Below are 20474 nucleotides of genomic sequence, written 5' to 3' on the forward strand. Positions count from 1 at the left end.
GGGCCCCTTCGGGTGGCAAATCTGCTGGGCGCGGCGGCAAACACGGCCGTCCCGGCCCGGCAGCGTGAAGGTGCCGTATACGGCCTGTTGTTACGCGTACAGCCCTGTTCGCGGCCAACTGATTTAACCACGACACGTTTTGTCGTACCTGATTCCCCTTGGGAACACTGGGAGAAAACACCATGCAGTTCGACTGGAGCGCCATTTGGCCCGCCATCCCAATCCTGTTAGAAGGCGCCAAAATGACCCTGTGGATTTCTGTCCTCGGTCTGGTTGGCGGCCTTATCATCGGCCTTATCGCCGGCTTTGCACGCACCTACGGCGGTTGGATCAGCAACCATATTGCGTTGGTCTTTATCGAAGTTATCCGCGGTACGCCGATTGTGGTGCAGGTGATGTTTATCTACTTCGCCCTGCCGATGGCGTTTACGGATTTGCGGATCGATCCTTTCAGCGCGGCGGTGGTCACCATCATGATCAACTCCGGCGCCTATATTGCTGAAATCACCCGCGGCGCCGTGCTGTCTATCCATAAGGGCTTTCGCGAAGCCGGGCTGGCGCTTGGCCTGTCACGCCGCGAAACCATCCGCTACGTGATCATGCCGCTGGCGCTGCGCCGCATGCTGCCGCCGCTGGGTAACCAGTGGATCATCAGCATTAAAGACACCTCACTGTTTATCGTGATCGGCGTGGCTGAACTGACCCGCCAAGGGCAGGAAATTATTGCCGGTAACTTCCGCGCCCTGGAAATCTGGAGCGCCGTGGCGGTTATCTATCTGATTATTACCCTGGTGCTGAGCTTTATTCTGCGCCGCCTGGAAAGAAGGATGAAAATCCTGTGATCGAATTTAAAAACGTCTCTAAACATTTTGGCCAAACCAAAGTGCTGCATGATATCGACCTGAAGATTAACCAGGGCGAAGTCGTCGTCATCATCGGGCCTTCAGGTTCGGGGAAATCCACCCTGCTGCGCTGCATTAACAAGCTGGAAGAGATCACCAGCGGCGATCTGATCGTCGATGGGCTAAAAGTGAACGATCCGAAAGTGGATGAGCGCCTGATCCGCCAGGAAGCCGGCATGGTTTTCCAGCAGTTTTATCTGTTCCCACAGCTGACCGCGCTGGAAAACGTCGCCTTTGGCCCTATCCGCGTGCGCGGCATCAAAAAGGCCGAAGCGGAGAAGCAGGCGCGCGAGCTGCTGGCAAAAGTCGGGCTGGAGGAGCGGGCTCACCACTACCCTGGCGAGCTTTCCGGCGGCCAGCAACAGCGCGTGGCCATCGCCCGTGCGCTGGCGGTAAAACCGAAGATGATGCTGTTCGATGAGCCCACCTCCGCCCTCGATCCGGAACTGCGCCATGAGGTGCTGAAGGTAATGCAGGATCTGGCGGAAGAAGGCATGACCATGGTGATCGTCACCCACGAAGTCGGCTTTGCCGAAAAGGTGGCTTCGCGCCTGATCTTTATTGATAAGGGCCGCATTGCACAAGACGGGGAACCGCATGCCCTGATCAACAATCCGCCCAGCCCGCGCCTGCGCGAATTCCTGCAGCACGTTTCCTGATCGCTTCTGCTCTGGCGGGCGCACTGCGCCCGCTATCTTGATTCCCACGCACCGCTGGTCAATTCCCTACTATAATGGGTGTTTTTTGCTTTACCCCGTTTCCTGGGCACGACAAAGAGAGGAACAATGCCGCCTAACGCATACGCCCGATTAGCCACCTGTCTGCGCCAATGCCGCTTTCTGTTATTACTGCCGCTGTTGTTTTGGTTCACCCCTCCTGCCTTCGCCGCCGCTGCGGCAGACCAACAGAAAGCGTCTTATGCCACGTTAGCCCACCTGCTGGAAGACGATCAGGCGCGGGCCAACCTGATTGCCCAGCTAAAGCAAGCGGCGGGTGAAGCGCCCGCGCAACAACAAACCGCCCCGCCGCCGGCCTTGAGTGATGGCCTTGGCGATCTGGTACAAAGCGCGTTTGATAGCGTTACCCACAAACTGGCAACGCTGCAAAAAACCATTGATTCCGGCCCGAAGCGCGCGTTCCATCGCGACAACTTTCTGCGCGCGCTGGGCTATTTCCTGCTCACGGCGGCGGTCACATTTGCCTTTTTCCATCTGATCCGGCGCCTGGTTAGCCCACTGTACCGGCGGATGGGCGACTGGGGCCACCACGTTAAGCACCGCCAGCAGGGGCCGTGGTACAAGCTCCCGGCGGCGATTATCGGCGCGTTTGTGATTGATCTGCTGATTCTGCTGATGGCGCTGGCCGCAGGCAATCTGTTCGCCCAACACATGAATGCCGGCAGCGCCGTGATCACCCGCCAACAAACGCTGTTTCTTAACGCCTTCGCGGTGATTGAGTTTTTCAAAGCCGTGCTGCGGCTGATTTTTTCCCCACGCTTCAGCTACCTGCGCCCGTTCCCGTTTAGCGATGAGACAGCCCGTTACTGGAATACACGGCTGGCCTGGCTAAGCGGCCTGATCGGCTATGGGCTGATGGTGGTGGTGCCGATTATCGCCACCCAAATAAGCTACGCGGCAGCAGCGCTCACCAACCTGGCCATCATGCTCACGCTAACGCTGTATGCTTTTGGCCTGATCCTGCATAACCGCAAGCCTATTCAGCACCAAATCAACCTGCTGGCGGAACGCTCGATGACCTTCTTCAGCGTGTTTCTGCGTGGGCTGGGGCACGTCTGGCATTTGCTGGCCATGGCCTATTTCCTGGTGCTGTTCGTGCTGTCACAGTTTGATCTTGGCAACAGCCTGCGCTTTATGATGACCGCCACGGTGAAAAGCCTGCTGGTGATCGGCGCGGGGGCGCTGCTTTCCGGTATGCTGACCCGTTGGATTTTCCGCCGCATCACGCTGCCCGACGATGTTAACCGCCGTTATCCGATGCTGGAACGGCGCATCAATGCCTATATTCCCAACGGGCTGAAAATTTTGCGGGTAATAGTGGTGGCTGCAGTGACGCTGTTTTTACTCGACGCCTGGCATATCCTCAATCTGTACCAGTGGGCAGGCAGTGACATCGGTGGGCGTGTAATTAGCGGGCTGCTGCATATCTTACTGATCGTGGCCATCGCCGTTGTCAGTTGGACCCTGATGGCCAGCGTGATCGAGCACCGCTTGGCGCTGGAGGTGAGCAACAGCGTGCACCCAAGCGCGCGCGAACGCACCTTGCTGACGCTGTTTCGCAACGTCCTGGCCATCGTAATCAGCACCATCACCATCATGATCGTGCTGTCGCAGGTGGGCATCAACATCGCGCCATTGCTGGCCGGGGCCGGGGCGCTTGGCCTGGCCATCAGCTTCGGCGCGCAGACGCTGGTGAAGGATGTGATCACCGGTGTGTTTATTCAGTTTGAGAACGGCATGAACAGCGGTGAGTACGTGACCGTCAGCGGCATCACCGGCACGGTAGAGCGCATGACCATCCGTTCCATCGGGCTGCGTGATGACTATGGCGTGTACCATATCGTGCCCTACTCTTCGATCACCACGCTGGCAAACTACGCGCGCGAGTTCGGCATTTACCGCGCCGAATACACGGTGAGCCGCGATGAAGACATTGACCACGTTACCGAAGTGCTGCAGCAGGCGGTGGCGGCGCTGCAACACGATGACGGCGTGCGGGCCTTTCTGATCGGCGAACCGGCCTTCAGCGGCGTGGTGGCGTTGGCTGACCGTTCATTTACCATTCGGATCACCGTGCGTACCCAGGCGCTGAAGCAATGGGCGGTGCAGTATGCGCTGGACAGGCTGGTGAAGATTCATTTTGAACAAGCCGGCATTGCCATGCCGCAGCAGGCGGTGCAGCTTTCCTACGCTTCGCAGAAGGATGCCGCGGCGGGAGAGCGCCCGGAAGGGGATGATGAGCAAGAGCAACACAAGAGATAAGGCGTAGGCGCCGGCGGCTGGTGTTAACGCCATGCCGTTCACGCTGCCGCCGCCGTATTAAAACGCGCTTATGCCGCCGCCCAACGCGCAGCGGCCCACTCGGCCTGCTGCTGAGGCGACTGGAAGGTCCAGGCCACAAAACGGCTGATCTTCTGCCCCTGCGCCATTTCAACGGTCCGCACCTCAACTGCCCCGGCCTGCTGCAACGCCTGATAAATCAGCGGCAACGTGGTGCTTTTTGAAATCAGCGAAGTAAACCACAAACAGTTGTCCGCTTTGGCAACGCTTTCCGCCACCATCTGGCAAACGAAAGCCGCTTCACCGCCTTCACACCACAGCTCATTATTTTTGCCGCCGAAATTCTGCACCGGCGTTTCGCCCACTTCGCCTTTGCCCAACTTATGCAGTTTGCGGCGGGTGCTGGCCGTGGCCTCCTGCGCCGAGCCATGGAACGGCGGGTTACACAGCGTGGCATCAAAGCGCTCCGCCACGCCGATAATGCCCTGGAAGATCGCCGCCGGCTGTTTCTGTTGGCGCAGGCGCACGCTGTTACGCAGGGTCGGGTTCATGGTGACGATCATTTTGGCCGCGTTTAATGATACTGGATCGTTCTCCGAGCCGGTAAAACGCCAGCCATAATCGTGCTGGCCGATGATCGGGTAAATACAGTTGGCCCCCACGCCAATGTCCAGGATCGCCACGTTCTTGCCGCGAGGGATCGCGCCGCCGTTAGCGCTTGCCAACAGATCCGCCAAATGGTGCAGATAATCAGCGCGGCCGGGGATCGGCGGGCACAGGTAGCCTGCCGGGATATCCCAATGCGCAATGCCGTAAAAGTGCTGCAACAGCGCCCGGTTAAGCATTTTCACCGCCGCCGGATCGGCAAAATCCACAGATTCATCCCCCCAGGCATTGGGCGCGACAAACGGCGCCAACGCCGGGCAACTGGCGATCAGGGCGGGAAAATCATAGCGGGAACGATGGCGGTTGCGCGGATGCAGGCCGCTTTTTTGTTGTGGGAAGGTCTTTTTCTTTTGCACCGTGACGGGCTCTCTGATAACCATTTCTGCGGCGTAAGATAACATAAAGCACGCGGCAACTTGCACAATGCGGCGCATCAGCCAGAATATATAGCCTGGTTTCCCCCGTTATCAGGCCGCTTATGAGCAGTGAATCCCATTACTATTATGAACCCGCGCAGGGCCACGGCCTGCCGCATGATCCGCTGAACGCCATCATCGGCCCACGCCCGATCGGCTGGATATCGTCCGTCAGCGCCGCCAGCCAGCGCAATCTGGCCCCTTACAGTTTCTTCAACTGTTTCAACTATCATCCGCCTATCATCGGTTTTGCCAGCTGCGGCTGGAAAGACAGCGTGGCCAATATTCATGAAACCGGCGAGTTTATCTGGAACCTGGCAACCCGCCCGTTGGCCGAAGCGATGAACAACAGTTCCGCCAGCCTGCCGCGCGATCGCGACGAGTTCGCCTTTGCCGGCCTGACCCCATTGCCAGGGCGCAAAGTGCGGGTAGACCGCGTGGCGGAAAGCCCGGTCAACTTCGAATGCCGGCTGACGCAGTGCATTCAGTTGCAAACGGCGGCGGGCGAGAACGTGGACACCTGGCTGGTGTTGGGGGAAGTGGTTGCCGTGCATATCGCCGGCAACCTGCTGGATGAACAGGGTATTTACCAGACGGCGGCGGCGCAGCCGATTCTGCGCGCCGGCGGCCCGACGGCCTATTATGGCATTTCCGAGCAACAACGTTTCGATCTGGTGCGCCCGGACGCACGCGGATAATACGCCCCGGCGGGGCGTAGGCAGTGCCCCGCCATCGGCCGCCGGTATTTACAGGCGAGCTTCAATCGCCGCAGCGAAATCACGGCACATTTGCTCGTCGCCGTTAGCGTTATCGGCCAACACCGCATCACCATCCACAACGCGAATATGCGCCGCCAGATCAAAGTCGGCCGGCGGTTGCGGCCGCTGCGCCGCGGCGGCAATCGCCTGCTGCGCATCATGCCAGGCCTGCTCTACCGTTTGGTTACAGGCTTCGGCCAGGTAATCCGGATTAAAGCCTTCGCCGGTCAGGCTGCGCAGCGTATCGTCATGGCTGACGCTGTTGCCCGGTAACCAGTAATGCCGGGCCAGATCGGGGCCAATCGCCGGGTTATCGGTCAGGTAACCGTCACGTTGAAGGAAGAACTGCCGGGTTTGCTCTACCGCCATCAGCGCCAACAGATACCCCTGATAGGAACAGGCGGATTCCAGCGACAACAGGTGCGGGATCGCCAGCGTCGGGCGCGGGCTGCCGCTGATGCCCAAAATCTTCTGCTCGATATCACGCGCCAGTTGGCTAATCGCCGCCGGCGTGCGCTGCTCATCGTCCCACTGGTAAAGCGCCCATTCAAAATACGGCACCAGCAGAATATGGCGTTCGTTAAACGCGCGCATCGGTTGGCGGGCGGCAATGCTGGCCTTGATCAGTGCATCCGGCACCGGCTCATCGGCGGCGTTTTTCGCATAGCGCTTCAGCCAGTCGGCATCATCCAACAGGCTATCGCAGAACATCGACTGGGTTTCGGCATAGGCCATAGAGGTCGGCGGGAACTCCTGGGAGAAACACGGCGCATTCTGGCAAATGTTAGCAAAGTGCGCCGCGTGCCCGCCCTCATGGAACAAGGTGTTCAAGCCATTGGCGCCGCTGCCCACCTGCCCCGGCTGCGCCAGGCTAGTGAAATTGATCTGCGCCGGCTGCCATTTGCCCTGCTGGATAAACGCCGGCACCGGGCTGTGCATAAAGCCATTTTCATATTTGCCTTTGCGCACCAACAGATCGAGGTTCAACTGCGCGCCGCGAAAGCCAATATGCAGCCGCTTGAAGCTGTTCACCCAGCGCGCCAGCGACTGTGCAAACGGGAAGTAGGGATCGAGCTGGCGCGTCACGTCGCCGGCGCTGGCAAAGCGCAGGTTCCATGGCGCCAGCGCCTGCTCACCCTTGCTGGCGGCCAGTTGCTGCAGGCTGCGCGCATTGGCAGCGCGCGTTTGCTGTTCGAAGCGATCCAAAATAGCGAACAGTTGCTCCGGCGACATCCGCTCGGTTTTATTCACCTTGTAATCAAAATAGTTGCGGTAACCCAGTTGGCGGGCAAAGCGGTTACGCAAGCCGATCAGTTCCGGCAGGCCGTTATGCAGCAGCCATTGCTCCAGATCGCGCAGTGCGGTTTGCGAACTGCGCCGATATTCTTCATTTTCGTTGGTAGCCTGATTGGTGAGCAGCTCGCCGAGAGAAGCCGGTACTCGCTCCCCCTTGGCGTTCAGGTGCTCCACCGGGTAGTCTTTACGGCGGTTATACAGATCGGCTTCAGCGGCGATGATTTGGTCCAGCAGCGCCTGCGCCTGTGGATCTTCAATCGCGTTACAGTCAAAAAAGCGCAGCCAACCGTTCAGGCCGTGCAACAGCGCCTCTTTTTCCGGGCTGTTGGGCTGGGCTTCAAGCCCGGCCAGCATTTGGCGAATCTCCGGCAGGCGGCGCGGCTCGGCGATAAAACGTTTATAGGCGCTTTCCGCCGCGGCAAAGCGTGCCGACACATCCTTACCGCCGGTGCCCATATAGTTTTGCCAGAATAATTCTTCTTTGTTGCGGTGAACGTTGAGGTAATCCTGGTTCAATTGATTGAAATACTCGAGAGCCTGTTGCATAACCATCCTCTAAGAAAATACGCCGGTTTTTTCAGTATACATACCCAAAATAATTCGAGTTGCAGGACAAAAACGCAAAAGCGTTTTTGAACAGCGCTAGCGCTGGCCCCGAAGGGGTGAGCGACAAATCTGCCGGGAGCAGATTTGAACGCTGCTGGCAGCGGCCCCATCGGGGCGAGGCCCAGGGATGGGCCGAGTAATAAAGCCAACACACCTGCAGCTTGAAGTATGAAGGGTATACCCAATAAATTCCGCGTTGCACGATGAATTAACATATCGCGAATTCAGGGCTATGGCAGGCAGACGTCGCACAAACGCGCCAGCCCGTCCTCCAGCGTCGCCGCCACGCCGGCCGCGACCAGGCAACAGGCGATTTGGCGCTGGATCGCCGGCGGGATGGGCACGTCCCCGGCCAGGCAGCGCTCCGTCCAGCGCGCCGTGCTTAGCGCATCCTTCTCCGCCGGCAGTTGCGCAATTTCATCTTGCGGCGGCCGTTCCATCAGCACCCGCTGCTCACCGCCAACGATGTAATGGATCTGCGGGCAACGCTGCGGGTTAGCGTAGGCTTCGCCTTCCGTGCCGTGCATCAGTAACCCACGCCCGCCAATCTGGCGGAAGAACGAACCGACGCGCTCCACATATTCCGGGTGGGAAACGCTGGCGATGCGCAGCACATCGGCGGCGCCAAACGGCGTGGCCAGTTTGGCCAGCGTATGCGCACTGTTGCGCACCCCCATACGCCAGCGCAGGCCGAGCTGGCGTTCCAAAGGCGCAGACAGTGCGCTCACCGGGATAAATACCGGTTCGCCCGCTTCCAGCCGCTGCTGGGCATGGGCCGCGTCTTCCGACCAGGGGATGCCCAACGCCCGGAAAATTTCCGCGCTGGTCACTCGGGTGCGATCGTCGATCACCCCGTGCACCACCACCGGCAGGCCGACTTTGGCCAACAGCAATGCCAGCAGCGGCGTAAGGTTCGCCTGCCTGCGCGCGCCGTTGTAGCTCGGCAATACCACCGGCATCGGTTTGCCCTGCGGCAAAGAAAGTTGCATCACCTGCTGCTGCATGGCGTGATAAAAGCCGAGCATCTCGGTTTCCGCTTCGCCTTTGATACGCAGCGCGATCAACACGCCGCCCAGTTCCAAGGGCGGCACATCGCCGGCCAGGATCGCTTGATAAAGCTGGAAAGCGGTTTCCTGATCCAAATCGCGCGCGTGATTCTTGCCACGGCCGATTTCTTTGATAATTTTGGTGTAATCCATGGCGGGGTTCCCCTGGTATGCCTGCTGCAAGCAGGCCTTATTCACGTATTTGCGCACAATTATGAGTTACCCGCTGCACAGTTGTACATGGCAATCATCAGCGCCGGCGCCGCCGGGCAAAAGGACTGCCGGGCTTTTTCTCTTTTTTCGTCGCCGCCGCGGCGGATTTCAGCGCCGCCAGGTGCGCTTTGTCGGCCTCCGGCACCGCGCGCTGTTCGATCGGGAACACCGGCAATGCGGCCAGCAGGCGGGCGCCGTAATTTTTGGTCAGCAGGCGGCGATCGTAAATCACGATTTCACCGCGACACTGCAGGCTACGGATCAGGCGCCCCACCTGCTGGATCAGATTAAAAGACGCACTGGGCAGGCTTTGCACCTCGAACGGATAGCGCTTAAGCGATTTCAGCCACTCCCCTTCGGTGAGGATCACCGGGCTGTCGATCGGCGGGAAAGCAATCTTGTGAATATGCACCTGGGTCAGTAATTCGCCTTTCAAATCTAGCCCTTCGGCAAAAGACTGCAGGCCAACCAGCACGCTGGCGCTGCCGTTCGCCACCCGTTTGCAGTGCTCTTCCACCAGCCGGTAACGCGGCTGATCCCCCTGCACCAACAGCATCAGGCGCAAATCGGAGACATAGCTGAGAAAGGTGTGCATCGCACGGTTGCTGCTAAACAGCACCAGCATGCCTTTATGCTGCCCACCGGCCACCTCGGCGCGAAAACAGCGGGCCATCTCTTCCAGATGCTCCGCCTCATGGGCCAACACCGGTTCAACACGCATTTGCGGGATAACGATTTTCCCCTGCTCAATGTGATTGAACGGTGAAGCCAGGACTTCGAAGCGATCGCCGGCCTTCTCATTCAGCCCGCTCATTTCCTGCAGGCGGGCAAAACTGTTCAGGGAACGCAGCGTGGCCGACGTGACCACGACATGCGGCACATTGCGCCACAGCAGTTTTTCCAGTTGATCGCTCACGCGGATGCCGACGCAGTGCAGATACAGGTGGGTGACGTTATCGCGCTGTTCGCGCGTTACCCACTTGGTGATCGGCGCGTTGGAGGATTTTTCCAGCGCCGCCAGGCGCCACAGTTTGGTCATCGCGTCCAGATAGCCAGAGGTGCGGTTCATCTGCAAAATGGCCCGGTGCAGGCGCATGATGTCATGCTTGCCGCTTTGTTCGGTCAGATCGTTGAGGATAAACTCCGCCAGGCCGCGCAGCGCATCGGTCAGTTTGAATAAACGGTTGCAGATCTCGATCATCTCTGGCGGCAACTGCCCCATTTCAAAGCGATGCTCGGCGGCAACGCTGTCGCCCGGCAGGTAAGCGCTCACCTGGTGCTCAAAGGTCTGCACCAGTTCACGCATCTCTTCGCAATGGTTTTTCAACCGCTCGGGGTTGGATAACCCCGGCGGGTTCTTTGGCCGGTACTGCGTGATGCATTGCTCCACCTGGCGCACGATCAGATCAAGCTGCAAATTGGTGGCCAGCGCGGTGATTTCACCTTCGATTTCCAACGCGTCGCGCGCCACTTCCGGCAGGTGGTGGCCTTCATCCAGCACCAGCAGCAGTTCTTTCGGGTTCGGCAACACCGATTCGCTTTCCAGCGCCGCCATCACCAGCGCATGGTTGGCAACCACCACATCAGCGCTCTCAATTTCCTTGCGCGCAAGGTAAAACGGGCACTCGCGAATATAGTGGCAGTTGCGCCCCAGGCAGTTGGCCCTGTCCGTGCTCAGTTTGCCCCACAGCGCATCGTTAATGCTTTGGGCATAGTGATCGCGCAGCCCGTCCCACTCGTGGCGGCTGAGGGCCTTGGCCAGCTTTTGGCATTGCGCCTGTTCTTCACCGCTGGACGGCGCCAGCTCCTCCTCATCCAGGTACAGCATCAGATCGCCCTGCTCCGCCGCGTCGGTACTCATCGCCGCCAGGTTACGCGGGCAAACATAGCGCCCACGGCCAAACGCGCCGGTGAATTTCAGATCGGGGATGATTTTTTTCAACAGCGGCAGATCTTTACTGTAGATCTGGTCTTGCAGCGCCACGTTGGCGGTGCTGACCACCAGCGGTTTGCCTTCGTCACGCCCGACGGCGATGCCCGGGATCAGGTATGACAGCGTTTTGCCGACGCCGGTTGGCGCTTCGATCGCCAAATGGCGCGGATAGTCGCCGGCCAGGGTTTTCGCCACTTCGGCGATCATCTGGCGCTGCGGTGCGCGGGAAATAAAATCCGGTATTTGCTGCTGCAGGGCTTTGTACCACTGGCCTATTTGATTTTTTACTGAGGTGGTGAGCGCCATTCAACTCTTATCTAAACGAAATGATGGCGCTATTGTCCCACAGACCACCCGCGGCGTCAGCCCGAGTTACGGCTGGCCTGGCAACATTGCGATGCGCCCCGCGCTAAAGGACCATGCATCGGCCTCCGTGCAGGCAATGATTACCATCACATCTTCTGGCCGCAATTGCAGGTTCTGCGCCAGCAACGTAGTAAGGCACTGATAAAAACGCTGTTTGGTGGCCGTGCTGCGCGGGCGGCCGCTGGTAATATAATACAGTGTATATACTCTAAATAATTCGAGTTGCAGGAAGGCGGCGACGCAGCGAATCCCCAGGAGCTTACATAAGTAAGTGACTGGGGTGAGCGAGGAAAGCTAACACACCTGCAACTTGAAGTATGACGAGTATAATCCGCAGAACGCGGCCCGCCGAGCTAATCACGATCGTATATCAGTTCGCCCGGTGAGTACTGATCGATCGCCTGGAATTTATCCGCCGCGGGCACGTCAAACACATCTACTAGCGCCTGGTGCAACGTCTCGGACAGGGTATGCAGATAGTCGCTCGATTTGCCCCGTTGCAGGGCGATACGGGTGAAAGGCATGGTTTACTCCCCCAGATCGCGCAGGCGCGCGATTGCCGAGGCCGCAGCCGGCCAACCGGCATAAAACGCCAGGTGAGTGATCGCTTCCGCCAGTTGCGCCATATTCACGCCATTGCGCTGCGCCAGTTGCAGGTGGAAAGGCAATTGCTCCACGCGGTTCAGAGCCACCAGTGCGGCAACGGTGATTAAACTGCGTTCGCGGCGGGTCAGTTCCGGCCTTTGCCAGATATCGTCAAACAAAACGCGATCGCTCAGCTCGGCCAGCTTCGGGGCGATATCACCGAAAGCCTGTTGCCCGGCGGTGTGTTTGCTATGCATGATAATCCTCCTGTTGTGTGCAATAGCAATTACCCTACCCGCCGGGTACAGTGGTGAATATCGGGATTTTTTGCATTGATGGTTTATAAAAACAGGATTATAAACCTACCGCCTGCTCAGCCCCGGCTGTCTGCGGCCGCTTTATCAATTAGCGCAGGTTTTCCCCGCCGGCGTAATCAAAAAACTGCCTTTTAACGTGGCATTACTTTGGCTAAAGGTTGTGCCCTTCGCCAGGTAAACGCCTTGCAGCGTCAGCGCAATTGGGTTAGCGCTGCTGATGCCGCGCAGTAGCACCGCCCCCGAGGTTACGCTGGTCACATTGGCCAACGTGATATCCCGGAAGGTTGGCACCCGGTTGCCCGTGGTGTTGTTCTCATACTGGGTATCCATGACGATCGGGTTTTTCACGTTTTGCATGCATACCTGGTTGTATTTCACGCCGGAAACCACGCCGCCGCGGGTGCGATCGCTTTTGATCCGCAGCCCGCTAGTGGTGCCGTTTAACGTCAGGTTGTTAACATCAACGCCGCTGACGCTGCCGTTGGTTTCACTGCCGATCGACATGCCGTGCCCAACGCCAAATTTATTGTTCACAATAGAGATATTGCGCGTTGGGCCGTTATTGCCGGCTTTTATCGCCACGTTGTCATCCCCGGTGCTGATGCTGCTGTTGATGAGCGTCACGTTCTGCGAGGAGATCGGATCAAACCCATCGGTATTTCGAGCGGTTCCCGGCGTATTGATGGTGATCCCCCAGGCGGTTAACCCGTCCACCCGATCGCTAACCACGTGAAAGTTAGGCGAGTTTTTCAGCGTGATCTGGTAGAGCTTAATATCCCTGGAACTGTTGATTTGAATCAGGCGCGGCGCATTCTGGCTCAGCTTCTTGGTTTTTGCCTCCGTCGCCAACTGCCACCAGCTTTGATTTTTCCCTTCCATAACCACGCCGCCCTGGCCGTCGATGGTGCCTTTGCCGTAAATCCCACTGCCGGTGGCGCCGCTGACGGTGATAAACGCCTGGCAGCCCTTGCCGGATTTATCCAGCGTGCCGCATGTCTTACCGCCGTTATCAAACGCCGTTGGAGAAGCCTTGGCCAGCAGCGTGACGCCCTGATCAACCCAGAGCCCCACCCCGGAAGGCAGTTGCAAGGGGCCGGCATAGAATTTGTTCGCGCTGCCTTTGGCGATCAGGCGCACGCTCTTGCCTTTGGCGCAGGCGTTCAGCGCTTTTTGAATACTCGTCGTCGCATCGCCGTTGGTGGCGCTAAGCACGCTGCAACTGGCCGGGATCACCGGGGTTTTTACGCTGCGGCTGTCGGCGGCAAAGGCCGCCGGAAAATGGCTGCCGATACACAACGCCAAGGCGCTTAATGCTATTTTTTTGTGTGAATATTTCATGTCTATCAATTTCCTTATCAGGTTAAACAGTGCCTCTGCTGGCACGACGATCCTAGTTTGCTGAAACGTTTCCGCTAATTCACGTCCTGTGGGTTGTGTAATTACCCACACAAAAATAAATGTCTTACCTGCCAGATTGGCAGTACAAAAAAACACCGTTTGTAGCCCGTATTTAGATATCCACATAGAAATAAATCTTTTGTCATAAATACATCACAATAAATTGGTAAAAATTCTGCGCTGCGATAATTTCGACAGCATCAACTGATGATGAGAAGCGTCTTTCAATCGTATAAAGCAGGAAAAACCATGAAACGTAATCTTCTGGCCGTTATTATTCCGGCACTTTTAATTGCGCAAGCGACCCAGGCAGCAGAAATCTACAATAAAGATGGCAATAAACTTGATTTTTACGGCCGAGCAAAGGCACTGCATTATTTTTCCGATGACACCAGCAATGATGGTGATAAAACCTATGTCCGCATCGGTTTTAAAGGCGCGACTCAAATTACTGATGCACTGACCGGCTACGGCCAGTGGGAATATCAGATTGCTGCCAACCACACTGAATCCGAAGGCACCACAGACACCAAAACCCGTCTTGGCTTCGCCGGTTTGAAATACAAAGATCTTGGTTCGTTCGACTACGGCCGTAATTACGGTATTATTTATGACGTTGCCGCCTGGACCGATATGCTGCCAGAGTTCGGTGACGACGCTTACATCAAAACCGACAACTTCATGACTGGCCGTACTAATGGCGTGGCCACTTACCGTAATAACGACTTCTTCGGCCTGGTTGACGGCCTGAAATTCGCCGTACAGTACCAAGGCAAAAATGAAAACGACGGCCGTTCCGCCAGCAAGGCAAACGGCGACGGCTGGGGGATTTCTTCCAGCTACGAAATTGTTGACGGGATTAGCGTAGGTGCCGCATACGCCTCCTCCAACCGCACCACCACGCAAAAACTCGGTACCTACGGCAAAGGTGACAAAGCGGATATTTGGGCAACCGGCCTGAAATATGACAACAACAACCTTTACCTGGCAGCGACATATTCCGAAAGCCATAACCTGGCGCCAATTTCCGGCACTGCGCAAATTAACAACACCTCAACCAGCGTTAGCGGCTTCGCCAATAAAGCGCAGGGTTTTGAAGTGGTCGCGCAATACCAGTTTGATTTCGGCCTGCGCCCATCGTTGGCGTATGTTCAATCAAAAGGTAAAGACATCGAAAACGTCGGCGATGCCGATCTGGTGAAATATATTGATGTCGGCGCCGTTTATTATTTCAACAAAAACATGTCTACCTATGTTGATTATAAAATCAACCGTCTTGACGACAATAACAAACTTGGCTTGAAAAACGACGACGTAGTCGCCGTCGCGCTGACCTATCAGTTCTAAACCACTGCGTTTGCTTCATCTTATTACTCGTTTTTATTTCGCCGGGGCGCTGCACCCGGCTTTTTTATTTTTTCCCTGTTCGCCCCGCTAAATGCCAAACTTGCCTGATAAAACAAACGGGTATAGGCTAATTCCGGCTTATGCATCGCGCCGCACTCATCATGATGATACTACCGCCCTGCGCCGGCATCCCCTGCCCGGCCACCATAACAACCAACAAAGAGTTATCCTTGATATGGCAAAAATACGTTTCAAGCAGATCGCCCTTGGTGCCGCCACCGGTATCGCCTTACTCACCCTGGCAGGCTGTGCTCAGCAACCCGCGCAGCAGCGGCTGGCGGATCAATCGGTTCTGGCCGTGAACTGGTTCCAGCAGTCCGGGGAATATCAGGCGCTTGCGCACCAGGCCTTCAACAGCGCGCAGCGCGCGTTCGATCAGGCCAAACCGGCGGCCGGCAAGAAAAAAGCGGTCGTGGTCGATCTGGATGAAACCATGCTGGATAACAGCGCCTATTCCGGCTGGCAGGCACAGCAGGGCAAACCCTTCGCCGCCGCAAGCTGGGCCGCATGGTCGCAAACCGGGCAGGCGCTGGCAGTGCCAGGCGCCGTGCAGTTCGCCAACTACGTTAACAGCCATGGCGGCACCATGTTCTACGTGTCCAACCGTAAACAATCGGAATACGCGGCCACCGTCGCCAATATGCAGAAGCTCGGTTTCACCGGTATGTCGGAACACACGGTATTGCTTAGCCAGGATAGCTCAAACAAGCAGGCGCGCTTTGATCGCATCAAGAACGCGGGTTACGACATCGTGGTCTACGCCGGGGATAACCTGAACGACTTTGGCGCCGCCACCTACCACAAAGATAACGCGCAGCGCCGGGCATTCGTCAGCGCCCATCAGGACAAGTTTGGAACCGAGTTCATCGTGCTGCCCAACCCGTTGTATGGCGACTGGGAAAGCGGGATGGCCCCGGGATACAACACGCTAACGCCGGAGCAAAAGCTGCAGGTGCGCCAACAGGCGATCCGCGCCTGGAGCGGGCAATAAACCGCCGCCTTTCCCTCTCCCGCCGGAGAGGGAAGCGCCCCCCGCTCAACCGGCATTACATTACGCCGCACAGCGCGATAAAAATCAGCATGCTGAGCGCCACCGCCGCCAGCATATTGCGCAGGAAAAACGCCAGGATAACGGCAAACACAGCGCCCCACAGGTAAGGGTTGTCCGGCAGGGCGCGCCACTGATCGCCGTCGAATGCCACAATCGGCCCGCATATCGCCGTCAGCACCGCCGGCGCCGAAAATCCCAGCAACGCCTTGATGCGGGGCGGCAGCCGCAGCGGTATGTTCGGCGCCAGGAAGCAATAACGGTTAAAAAACACCACCAGCCCCATCAGGGCAATCGTCAGCCAAATCACGCCTGCCCCCTGCTGCATAACAGCCCAACCAGCATTGCCGCTACGGTTGCAAGCACCAACGCCCCCGGTACCTGATAAGCGTGCAGCGCAATGGATAGGCCCAGCGCGGTCAGCACACAGGCCAATATCGGCAGGTTGCATACCCTCGGCACCACAATGGCGATAAAGGTGGCGACAATGGAAAAATCCAGGCCATAGCGGCCCACATCGCCCACGCGATCGGCGGCGAATACGCCTAACCCGGTCGATAAAAACCAGCACAGATAAAACATCAGCCCCGCCCCCAAAGCATACCAACGGTTGAAACGCGCGGGGTACCGATCGCCGGTCAGCGCAAACAGTTCGTCGGTAAGCAAAAAACCCAGCAGCAGGCGCCAGCGCAGCGGCAAGGGGGAAATGCGGTCACGCAGCCGCAGCGCATACAGAAAATGCTGCGCGGTAACGAAGAACGTGGAGACGACGATCGCCAACACGCTGGCCCCGCTTTTCATCATGCCCATGGCAACCAACTGCGATGCCCCGGCAAAAACGATCGCCGACATGCCCAGCCCCTGTGCCGCCGTCAGGCCGCTTTCCACCGCCATCGAACCGGCCAGTATGCCCCAGGGCAAAACCGCCAGGCACAGCGGCAGCATCGCCACGGTCCCTTGCAACGCAGGGCGCCAGCGGGGTAATGCGCTGGGGAGCCGTGCCGACATGCCGCCGGGAGAGGAAAGTTTATGCATGGTGTTCTCCTTTGATTATTCGGAGAACAGCGTAATGCGGCCAGGTGCAGGAGATCTTGCACCCAATTGCACATTATTTCAGAGACTTTACATAGTCACCGGGGGTCACGCCCATCGATTGACGAAAATGGCGGTGGAAATGGCTTTGATCGTGAAAACCGCAGGCCAGCGCACTATCAAGCACGCTATAGCCGGCTTTCAGCATGCCGCGAGCCTTACGCAGACGCGCCTGAATCTGGTAGGCATGCGGCGGAAGGCCGGTCACCTGTTGGAACTGGCGCAGCAGGTAGTAGGGGCTGAGCGCCACGCGCTCCGCCAGTTCCAGCAGGGAAACATCGGCTTCCGGGTAGTCGTCCAAAAACGTCTTGATACGCGCCACCTGGGCCTGCGCCCGGCTTTGCGCGGCGGGTTCACCGCGGCTTTTGGCGTGGCGCAACATCAACCAGGTGAGCGCTGAAAACACCATGGTTTCTTTCAACAGGCGGTTTTCATTGCTGTGCAGCAGCGTGAAGGCCAGGCGCAACTGCCCCGCCAGGCCGGCGTCATACACCACCGGGTTGGGAAAGTAAGGGATAGCCCCGGCGCTGGTTTTGAGATCGCGCGATAAAAATGCCAGCATCTCCGGCGTTGGGTACATCGCCTGATAGGCCCAACCGCCTTCCGTCGCCGCGCTGCCTGTATGGATCTCATCGGCATTGACCAGAATAATGCTGCCCAGCGGGGCGACGTGCTCCCCGCCGGTACGGTAGAAGCGCTGGGCGCCTTCATCAATCACCCCCACGCAGAACCCCTCGTGGCTATGGCGTGCAAAGGTCTGGCGCTGGTAGCTGGCTTGTAAAACTTCCAACCCGCCCAGATCGTCCACGTGCATAAAATTCGTCTGCTCCCGGCGGCCGCGCCGGAGCTTGCTTTGCATAACCCTCTCTCCACTGCATAACACGGATTGCCGCCGTGCGGGGCAGCATTTCCTGCACGATCGATAATGATACACAGCCTATCATTCACTGGTATGCGCCGTTTTGTACAAAATTGCCCGGCGGCAGCTGCCGGGCAATGCGGTTTCAGAGTAATGACATTGAGTTAACCCTGATAGTGCGCTAGCGTTATCATGAATTAATCATGAAGAATCAAGGTGCTGCGGAAAATATGGCAAAAAACACGTTAGGACATGGTGACTCTTCCGCACATTCCGTCAGTGAACGGTTACTGACATTATTAAAAACCCAGGGCCCGCAACAGGCCGCCGAAGCCGGAAAAATGCTGGGAACGACCGGCGAGGCGGCACGCCAGCAGTTTGTCAAACTGGCCAAAGAAGGCCTGGTCGAAGCCGTCGCCCAAACGCGCGGTGTGGGCCGGCCGCTGCAGATCTGGCACTTGACGCCGGCCGGCAACGCCCGTTTTCCAGACACACATTCGGAATTGACCGTCCAGCTATTGCGAAACGTCCGTGATAAGCTCGGCGAACAGGCGCTTGAACTGTTGATTGAAGCCCGCGAGCAGGATACCCGCATCAACTACAAACAGGCGATGGTCGGGGCTGCCAGGCTGCAGGAGCGCGTCGCGCGGCTGGCGGCGATCCGCTGCCGCGAAGGTTACATGGCCGAATGGCATGAACAGGAAGACGGCACGTTTTTGCTGATCGAAAACCACTGTCCGATCTGCGCGGCGGCCAGCGTTTGCCAGGGCTTTTGCCGTGCGGAGCTGAGCGTCTTCGCCGAGGTTCTGCAGGCGCATGTGGAGCGCAGCGAACACATTTTGTCCGGTGCGCGCCGCTGTGCCTATCGTATTTCACGGCGCTAGCGGTTCATTGCTCAATACGCCAGGCAACCAGCCCCTGCGGGCGGGATGTTTAGGCGACACGTTTTGCCTCATACCAGTCACAAACACGGTGGATATGATGAAGCTGCGCGCAGGCTTTTGGCTTGTTACCCTGGGGTTCTGCGTTTACTGGGCGCTGGCAGTACTTGGCCGCGAACGCGCCGAAGTTTTACTGATCGGCGGCGCACTGCTGGCGCCGCTGCTGCCCTATGGCCGGCAACGGCGCTGGCTGCTGTTGGCTGCGCCATTGGGGATGGCGATGGATGCCGCCTGGCACTACGCCGGCGTGGTGGCCTACGTCAGCCAACCGGCGCTGCCGCTGTGGGCGGGGGCGCTTTGGCTAACCTTCAGTTGCTGGTGGTACTGGCTGCTGCCGCAGTTGCAAAGCACCCTGATGGCACTGGCGGTCGCCGGCGCTATCGGCGGCCCTCTCACCGGCCTGGCCGGTTGGCAATTGCAGGCCATCGCCCCCGGTATCGCGCCGCAACTGATGCTATTGGTGCTGTCCGCCAGTTGGGCGGTTTACCTGCCGTTAATCAGTTATCCCTTGTTAAAGCGCTGATGATAGCGCCGGGGAAAGCGGCCCGGGCGACTAAACCACCACAAAAAATGGTGTTTGTTTCAACAGGGGAAAAGCCTATAATCGGCCCCTTATCTGAGCAACCAGCGATCGACTCCCATGCGGAAAAAAGCGTTTATCATCATCATCGCCCTGTGCGCCTTCGGTTCGCTTGGCGGTGTCTTCCTGGCCGGGCTGAATATCTACACCCGCTCCACCACGCCGCAGGAAACCAACAGCCAGGCGCCTTCCGTGCTGCCTATGCCGAGCCAACAGGATCAGCAGTAACCTCTTTGGCTGTTAAAGCATACTGACCCCTAACGCCGCCGCGTGCTGCTCCTGATCGGCGATCGCCTGATACGCTGAACGCGGTATCAGGCTGAAGTCCCCGATCAGCAGGCTCTCACTGGCCGGATCGTTAACCATCGCGCTGGCCGCCGCCCGCAAAATCGCCAGCTGTTCCGCCGTCGTGGCGGCGGCGGTAATCAGCGGCATGCCAGGCACCGACGCCGTGCGGCCAATGATTTTCACCCCCGCCAGCGCCTGCGGCTGCGCGCGCTTTAGCAGCTCCAGGCTCACGCAATCAACGGCGGCAATATCCGCCAGCCCTAGCTGAATCGCCCGCACGGAATTTTCATGGCTGCCGGTAACCACCGCGCGGCTGAAAAAACGCCCATTCTCCGCCAGCGGCGCCACCAGCGCCCGCAGACTGTTATAGCCTGACTGGGAATCGGCGTGGTTATAGGCCACCACCCGGCCGCGGAAATCCGCCAGCCGCTCACCGGGGGCATCTGCCCGCACAACCAACCAGCTGCTGTAGTTTGCGCCGTTACAGCCCTCGACCCGATAATGGTAGGTGCCGACCAGTTTGACGTGCGGCAAATATTTCACCAGCGTATAACCACAGGTTTGGCTTAGCAGCAGGTCTGGCTGCTGCCAGTGCAGCAAGAGATCCTGCGGCCAGCTCAACGCGGCCGGCGCGTCCGGCAAGCCGAGCTCCAACAGCCTGGCGCGCAGCGCATGCCAGAACAATGCGACCTGCTGGCGGCCGACGCCATACATCGGCAAAGATACCTGCATAAGACCCC

At 58.2% G+C, this 20474-nt stretch carries 20 protein-coding genes and 1 pseudogene; 9 read left to right on the forward strand and 12 right to left on the reverse strand.

Translation table 11 applies throughout. From position 1 onward, the window contains the following. Window positions 1–182 precede the first annotated feature (182 nt). The 3 genes from glnP (at window position 183) to ybiO (ending at window position 3901) form a co-directional block, all read left to right on the forward strand. A complete protein-coding gene (gene glnP / locus ACN28Q_RS04795; RefSeq protein ID WP_095845296.1) occupies window positions 183–842 on the forward strand; it encodes a glutamine ABC transporter permease GlnP in 660 nt (219 codons plus the stop codon). Further along, a complete protein-coding gene (glnQ, locus tag ACN28Q_RS04800; protein ID WP_095845297.1) occupies window positions 839–1561 on the forward strand; it encodes a glutamine ABC transporter ATP-binding protein GlnQ in 723 nt (240 codons plus the stop codon). The genes glnP and glnQ overlap by 4 nt, the downstream gene beginning before the upstream one ends. 126 nt (window positions 1562–1687) lie before the next feature. Next, entirely contained in the window at window positions 1688–3901 is a 2214-nt protein-coding gene (gene ybiO / locus ACN28Q_RS04805) for a mechanosensitive channel protein (RefSeq protein WP_095845298.1), read from the forward strand. Window positions 3902–3969: 68 nt separating this feature from the next. Here ybiO and rlmF read toward each other — a convergent pair whose 3' ends face one another. Beyond that, on the reverse strand, window positions 3970–4941 hold the full coding sequence (gene rlmF / locus ACN28Q_RS04810; RefSeq protein ID WP_183096477.1) for a 23S rRNA (adenine(1618)-N(6))-methyltransferase RlmF: 972 nt from the start codon (window positions 4939–4941) through the stop codon (window positions 3970–3972). A 122-nt stretch (window positions 4942–5063) separates the two neighbouring features. Between rlmF and ACN28Q_RS04815 the strand changes: the two genes are divergently transcribed. Continuing rightward, window positions 5064–5699, forward strand: a complete 636-nt coding sequence (locus ACN28Q_RS04815; RefSeq protein ID WP_095845299.1) for a flavin reductase family protein — start codon at window positions 5064–5066, stop codon at window positions 5697–5699. 48 nt (window positions 5700–5747) lie between these two features. On the opposite strand, the gene ACN28Q_RS04820 is transcribed toward ACN28Q_RS04815, so the two are convergent. The 7 genes and pseudogenes from ACN28Q_RS04820 to ACN28Q_RS04850 all read right to left on the reverse strand — a co-directional run bounded on the left by ACN28Q_RS04820 (window position 5748) and on the right by ACN28Q_RS04850 (window position 13459). Then, the gene (locus ACN28Q_RS04820) at window positions 5748–7601 is read right to left on the reverse strand and encodes a M3 family metallopeptidase (RefSeq protein ID WP_095845300.1); all 1854 of its coding nucleotides are present in this window, start codon (window positions 7599–7601) and stop codon (window positions 5748–5750) included. A 290-nt stretch (window positions 7602–7891) separates the two neighbouring features. Next, window positions 7892–8860, reverse strand: a complete 969-nt coding sequence (gene ybiB, locus ACN28Q_RS04825) for a DNA-binding protein YbiB (protein WP_095845301.1) — start codon at window positions 8858–8860, stop codon at window positions 7892–7894. Between the two features lie 97 nt (window positions 8861–8957). Beyond that, on the reverse strand, window positions 8958–11159 hold the full coding sequence (dinG, locus tag ACN28Q_RS04830) for an ATP-dependent DNA helicase DinG (RefSeq protein WP_095845302.1): 2202 nt from the start codon (window positions 11157–11159) through the stop codon (window positions 8958–8960). A 66-nt stretch (window positions 11160–11225) separates the two neighbouring features. Next, the gene (locus ACN28Q_RS04835; protein WP_095848916.1) at window positions 11226–11474 is read right to left on the reverse strand and encodes a tautomerase family protein; all 249 of its coding nucleotides are present in this window, start codon (window positions 11472–11474) and stop codon (window positions 11226–11228) included. 101 nt (window positions 11475–11575) lie between these two features. Next, window positions 11576–11743 (reverse strand): annotated as a pseudogene (locus ACN28Q_RS04840) (tautomerase family protein); the annotation flags it as partial. A 3-nt stretch (window positions 11744–11746) separates the two neighbouring features. After that, complete coding sequence (locus ACN28Q_RS04845; RefSeq protein ID WP_095845303.1) at window positions 11747–12061, reverse strand: carboxymuconolactone decarboxylase family protein; 315 nt, start codon at window positions 12059–12061, stop codon at window positions 11747–11749. A 144-nt stretch (window positions 12062–12205) separates the two neighbouring features. After that, window positions 12206–13459 carry a glycoside hydrolase family 28 protein gene (locus tag ACN28Q_RS04850; protein ID WP_095845304.1) on the reverse strand — a complete coding sequence of 418 codons (1254 nt, stop codon included), beginning with the start codon at window positions 13457–13459 and terminating at the stop codon, window positions 12206–12208. Window positions 13460–13768: 309 nt separating this feature from the next. Between ACN28Q_RS04850 and ompC the strand changes: the two genes are divergently transcribed. Together ompC and ACN28Q_RS04860 are read left to right on the forward strand one after the other, a co-directional pair. Continuing rightward, a complete protein-coding gene (gene ompC, locus ACN28Q_RS04855) occupies window positions 13769–14866 on the forward strand; it encodes a porin OmpC (RefSeq protein ID WP_095845305.1) in 1098 nt (365 codons plus the stop codon). 235 nt (window positions 14867–15101) lie between these two features. Next, entirely contained in the window at window positions 15102–15917 is an 816-nt protein-coding gene (locus ACN28Q_RS04860; protein WP_095845306.1) for a 5'-nucleotidase, lipoprotein e(P4) family, read from the forward strand. Between the two features lie 55 nt (window positions 15918–15972). Here the strand turns inward: ACN28Q_RS04860 and ACN28Q_RS04865 are convergent, their stop codons facing one another. The 3 genes from ACN28Q_RS04865 to ACN28Q_RS04875 all read right to left on the reverse strand — a co-directional run bounded on the left by ACN28Q_RS04865 (window position 15973) and on the right by ACN28Q_RS04875 (window position 17925). Further along, window positions 15973–16284: an AzlD domain-containing protein gene (locus tag ACN28Q_RS04865; RefSeq protein ID WP_095848917.1), complete on the reverse strand. Its 312-nt coding sequence runs from the start codon at window positions 16282–16284 to the stop codon at window positions 15973–15975. Further along, window positions 16281–17009 carry an AzlC family ABC transporter permease gene (locus tag ACN28Q_RS04870; protein WP_272482370.1) on the reverse strand — a complete coding sequence of 243 codons (729 nt, stop codon included), beginning with the start codon at window positions 17007–17009 and terminating at the stop codon, window positions 16281–16283. The genes ACN28Q_RS04865 and ACN28Q_RS04870 overlap by 4 nt, the downstream gene beginning before the upstream one ends. A gap of 73 nt (window positions 17010–17082) precedes the next feature. Then, entirely contained in the window at window positions 17083–17925 is an 843-nt protein-coding gene (locus ACN28Q_RS04875; RefSeq protein ID WP_095845307.1) for an AraC family transcriptional regulator, read from the reverse strand. A 230-nt stretch (window positions 17926–18155) separates the two neighbouring features. Here ACN28Q_RS04875 and ACN28Q_RS04880 point away from each other — a divergent pair, with 230 nt between their 5' ends. The 3 genes from ACN28Q_RS04880 (at window position 18156) to ACN28Q_RS04890 (ending at window position 19674) form a co-directional block, all read left to right on the forward strand. Next, on the forward strand, window positions 18156–18809 hold the full coding sequence (locus tag ACN28Q_RS04880; protein ID WP_095848919.1) for a helix-turn-helix transcriptional regulator: 654 nt from the start codon (window positions 18156–18158) through the stop codon (window positions 18807–18809). A gap of 94 nt (window positions 18810–18903) precedes the next feature. Further along, window positions 18904–19389: a DUF2878 domain-containing protein gene (locus tag ACN28Q_RS04885; protein WP_230469393.1), complete on the forward strand. Its 486-nt coding sequence runs from the start codon at window positions 18904–18906 to the stop codon at window positions 19387–19389. Window positions 19390–19506: 117 nt separating this feature from the next. Further along, entirely contained in the window at window positions 19507–19674 is a 168-nt protein-coding gene (locus ACN28Q_RS04890) for a YohO family small membrane protein (protein WP_165907005.1), read from the forward strand. 12 nt (window positions 19675–19686) lie between these two features. On the opposite strand, the gene ACN28Q_RS04895 is transcribed toward ACN28Q_RS04890, so the two are convergent. Beyond that, complete coding sequence (locus ACN28Q_RS04895; RefSeq protein WP_095845309.1) at window positions 19687–20466, reverse strand: phosphate/phosphite/phosphonate ABC transporter substrate-binding protein; 780 nt, start codon at window positions 20464–20466, stop codon at window positions 19687–19689. Window positions 20467–20474: the final 8 nt, after the last annotated feature.

Origin of the sequence: Gibbsiella quercinecans, assembly GCF_002291425.1 — a bacterium.
Lineage (GTDB): Bacteria > Pseudomonadota > Gammaproteobacteria > Enterobacterales > Enterobacteriaceae > Gibbsiella > Gibbsiella quercinecans.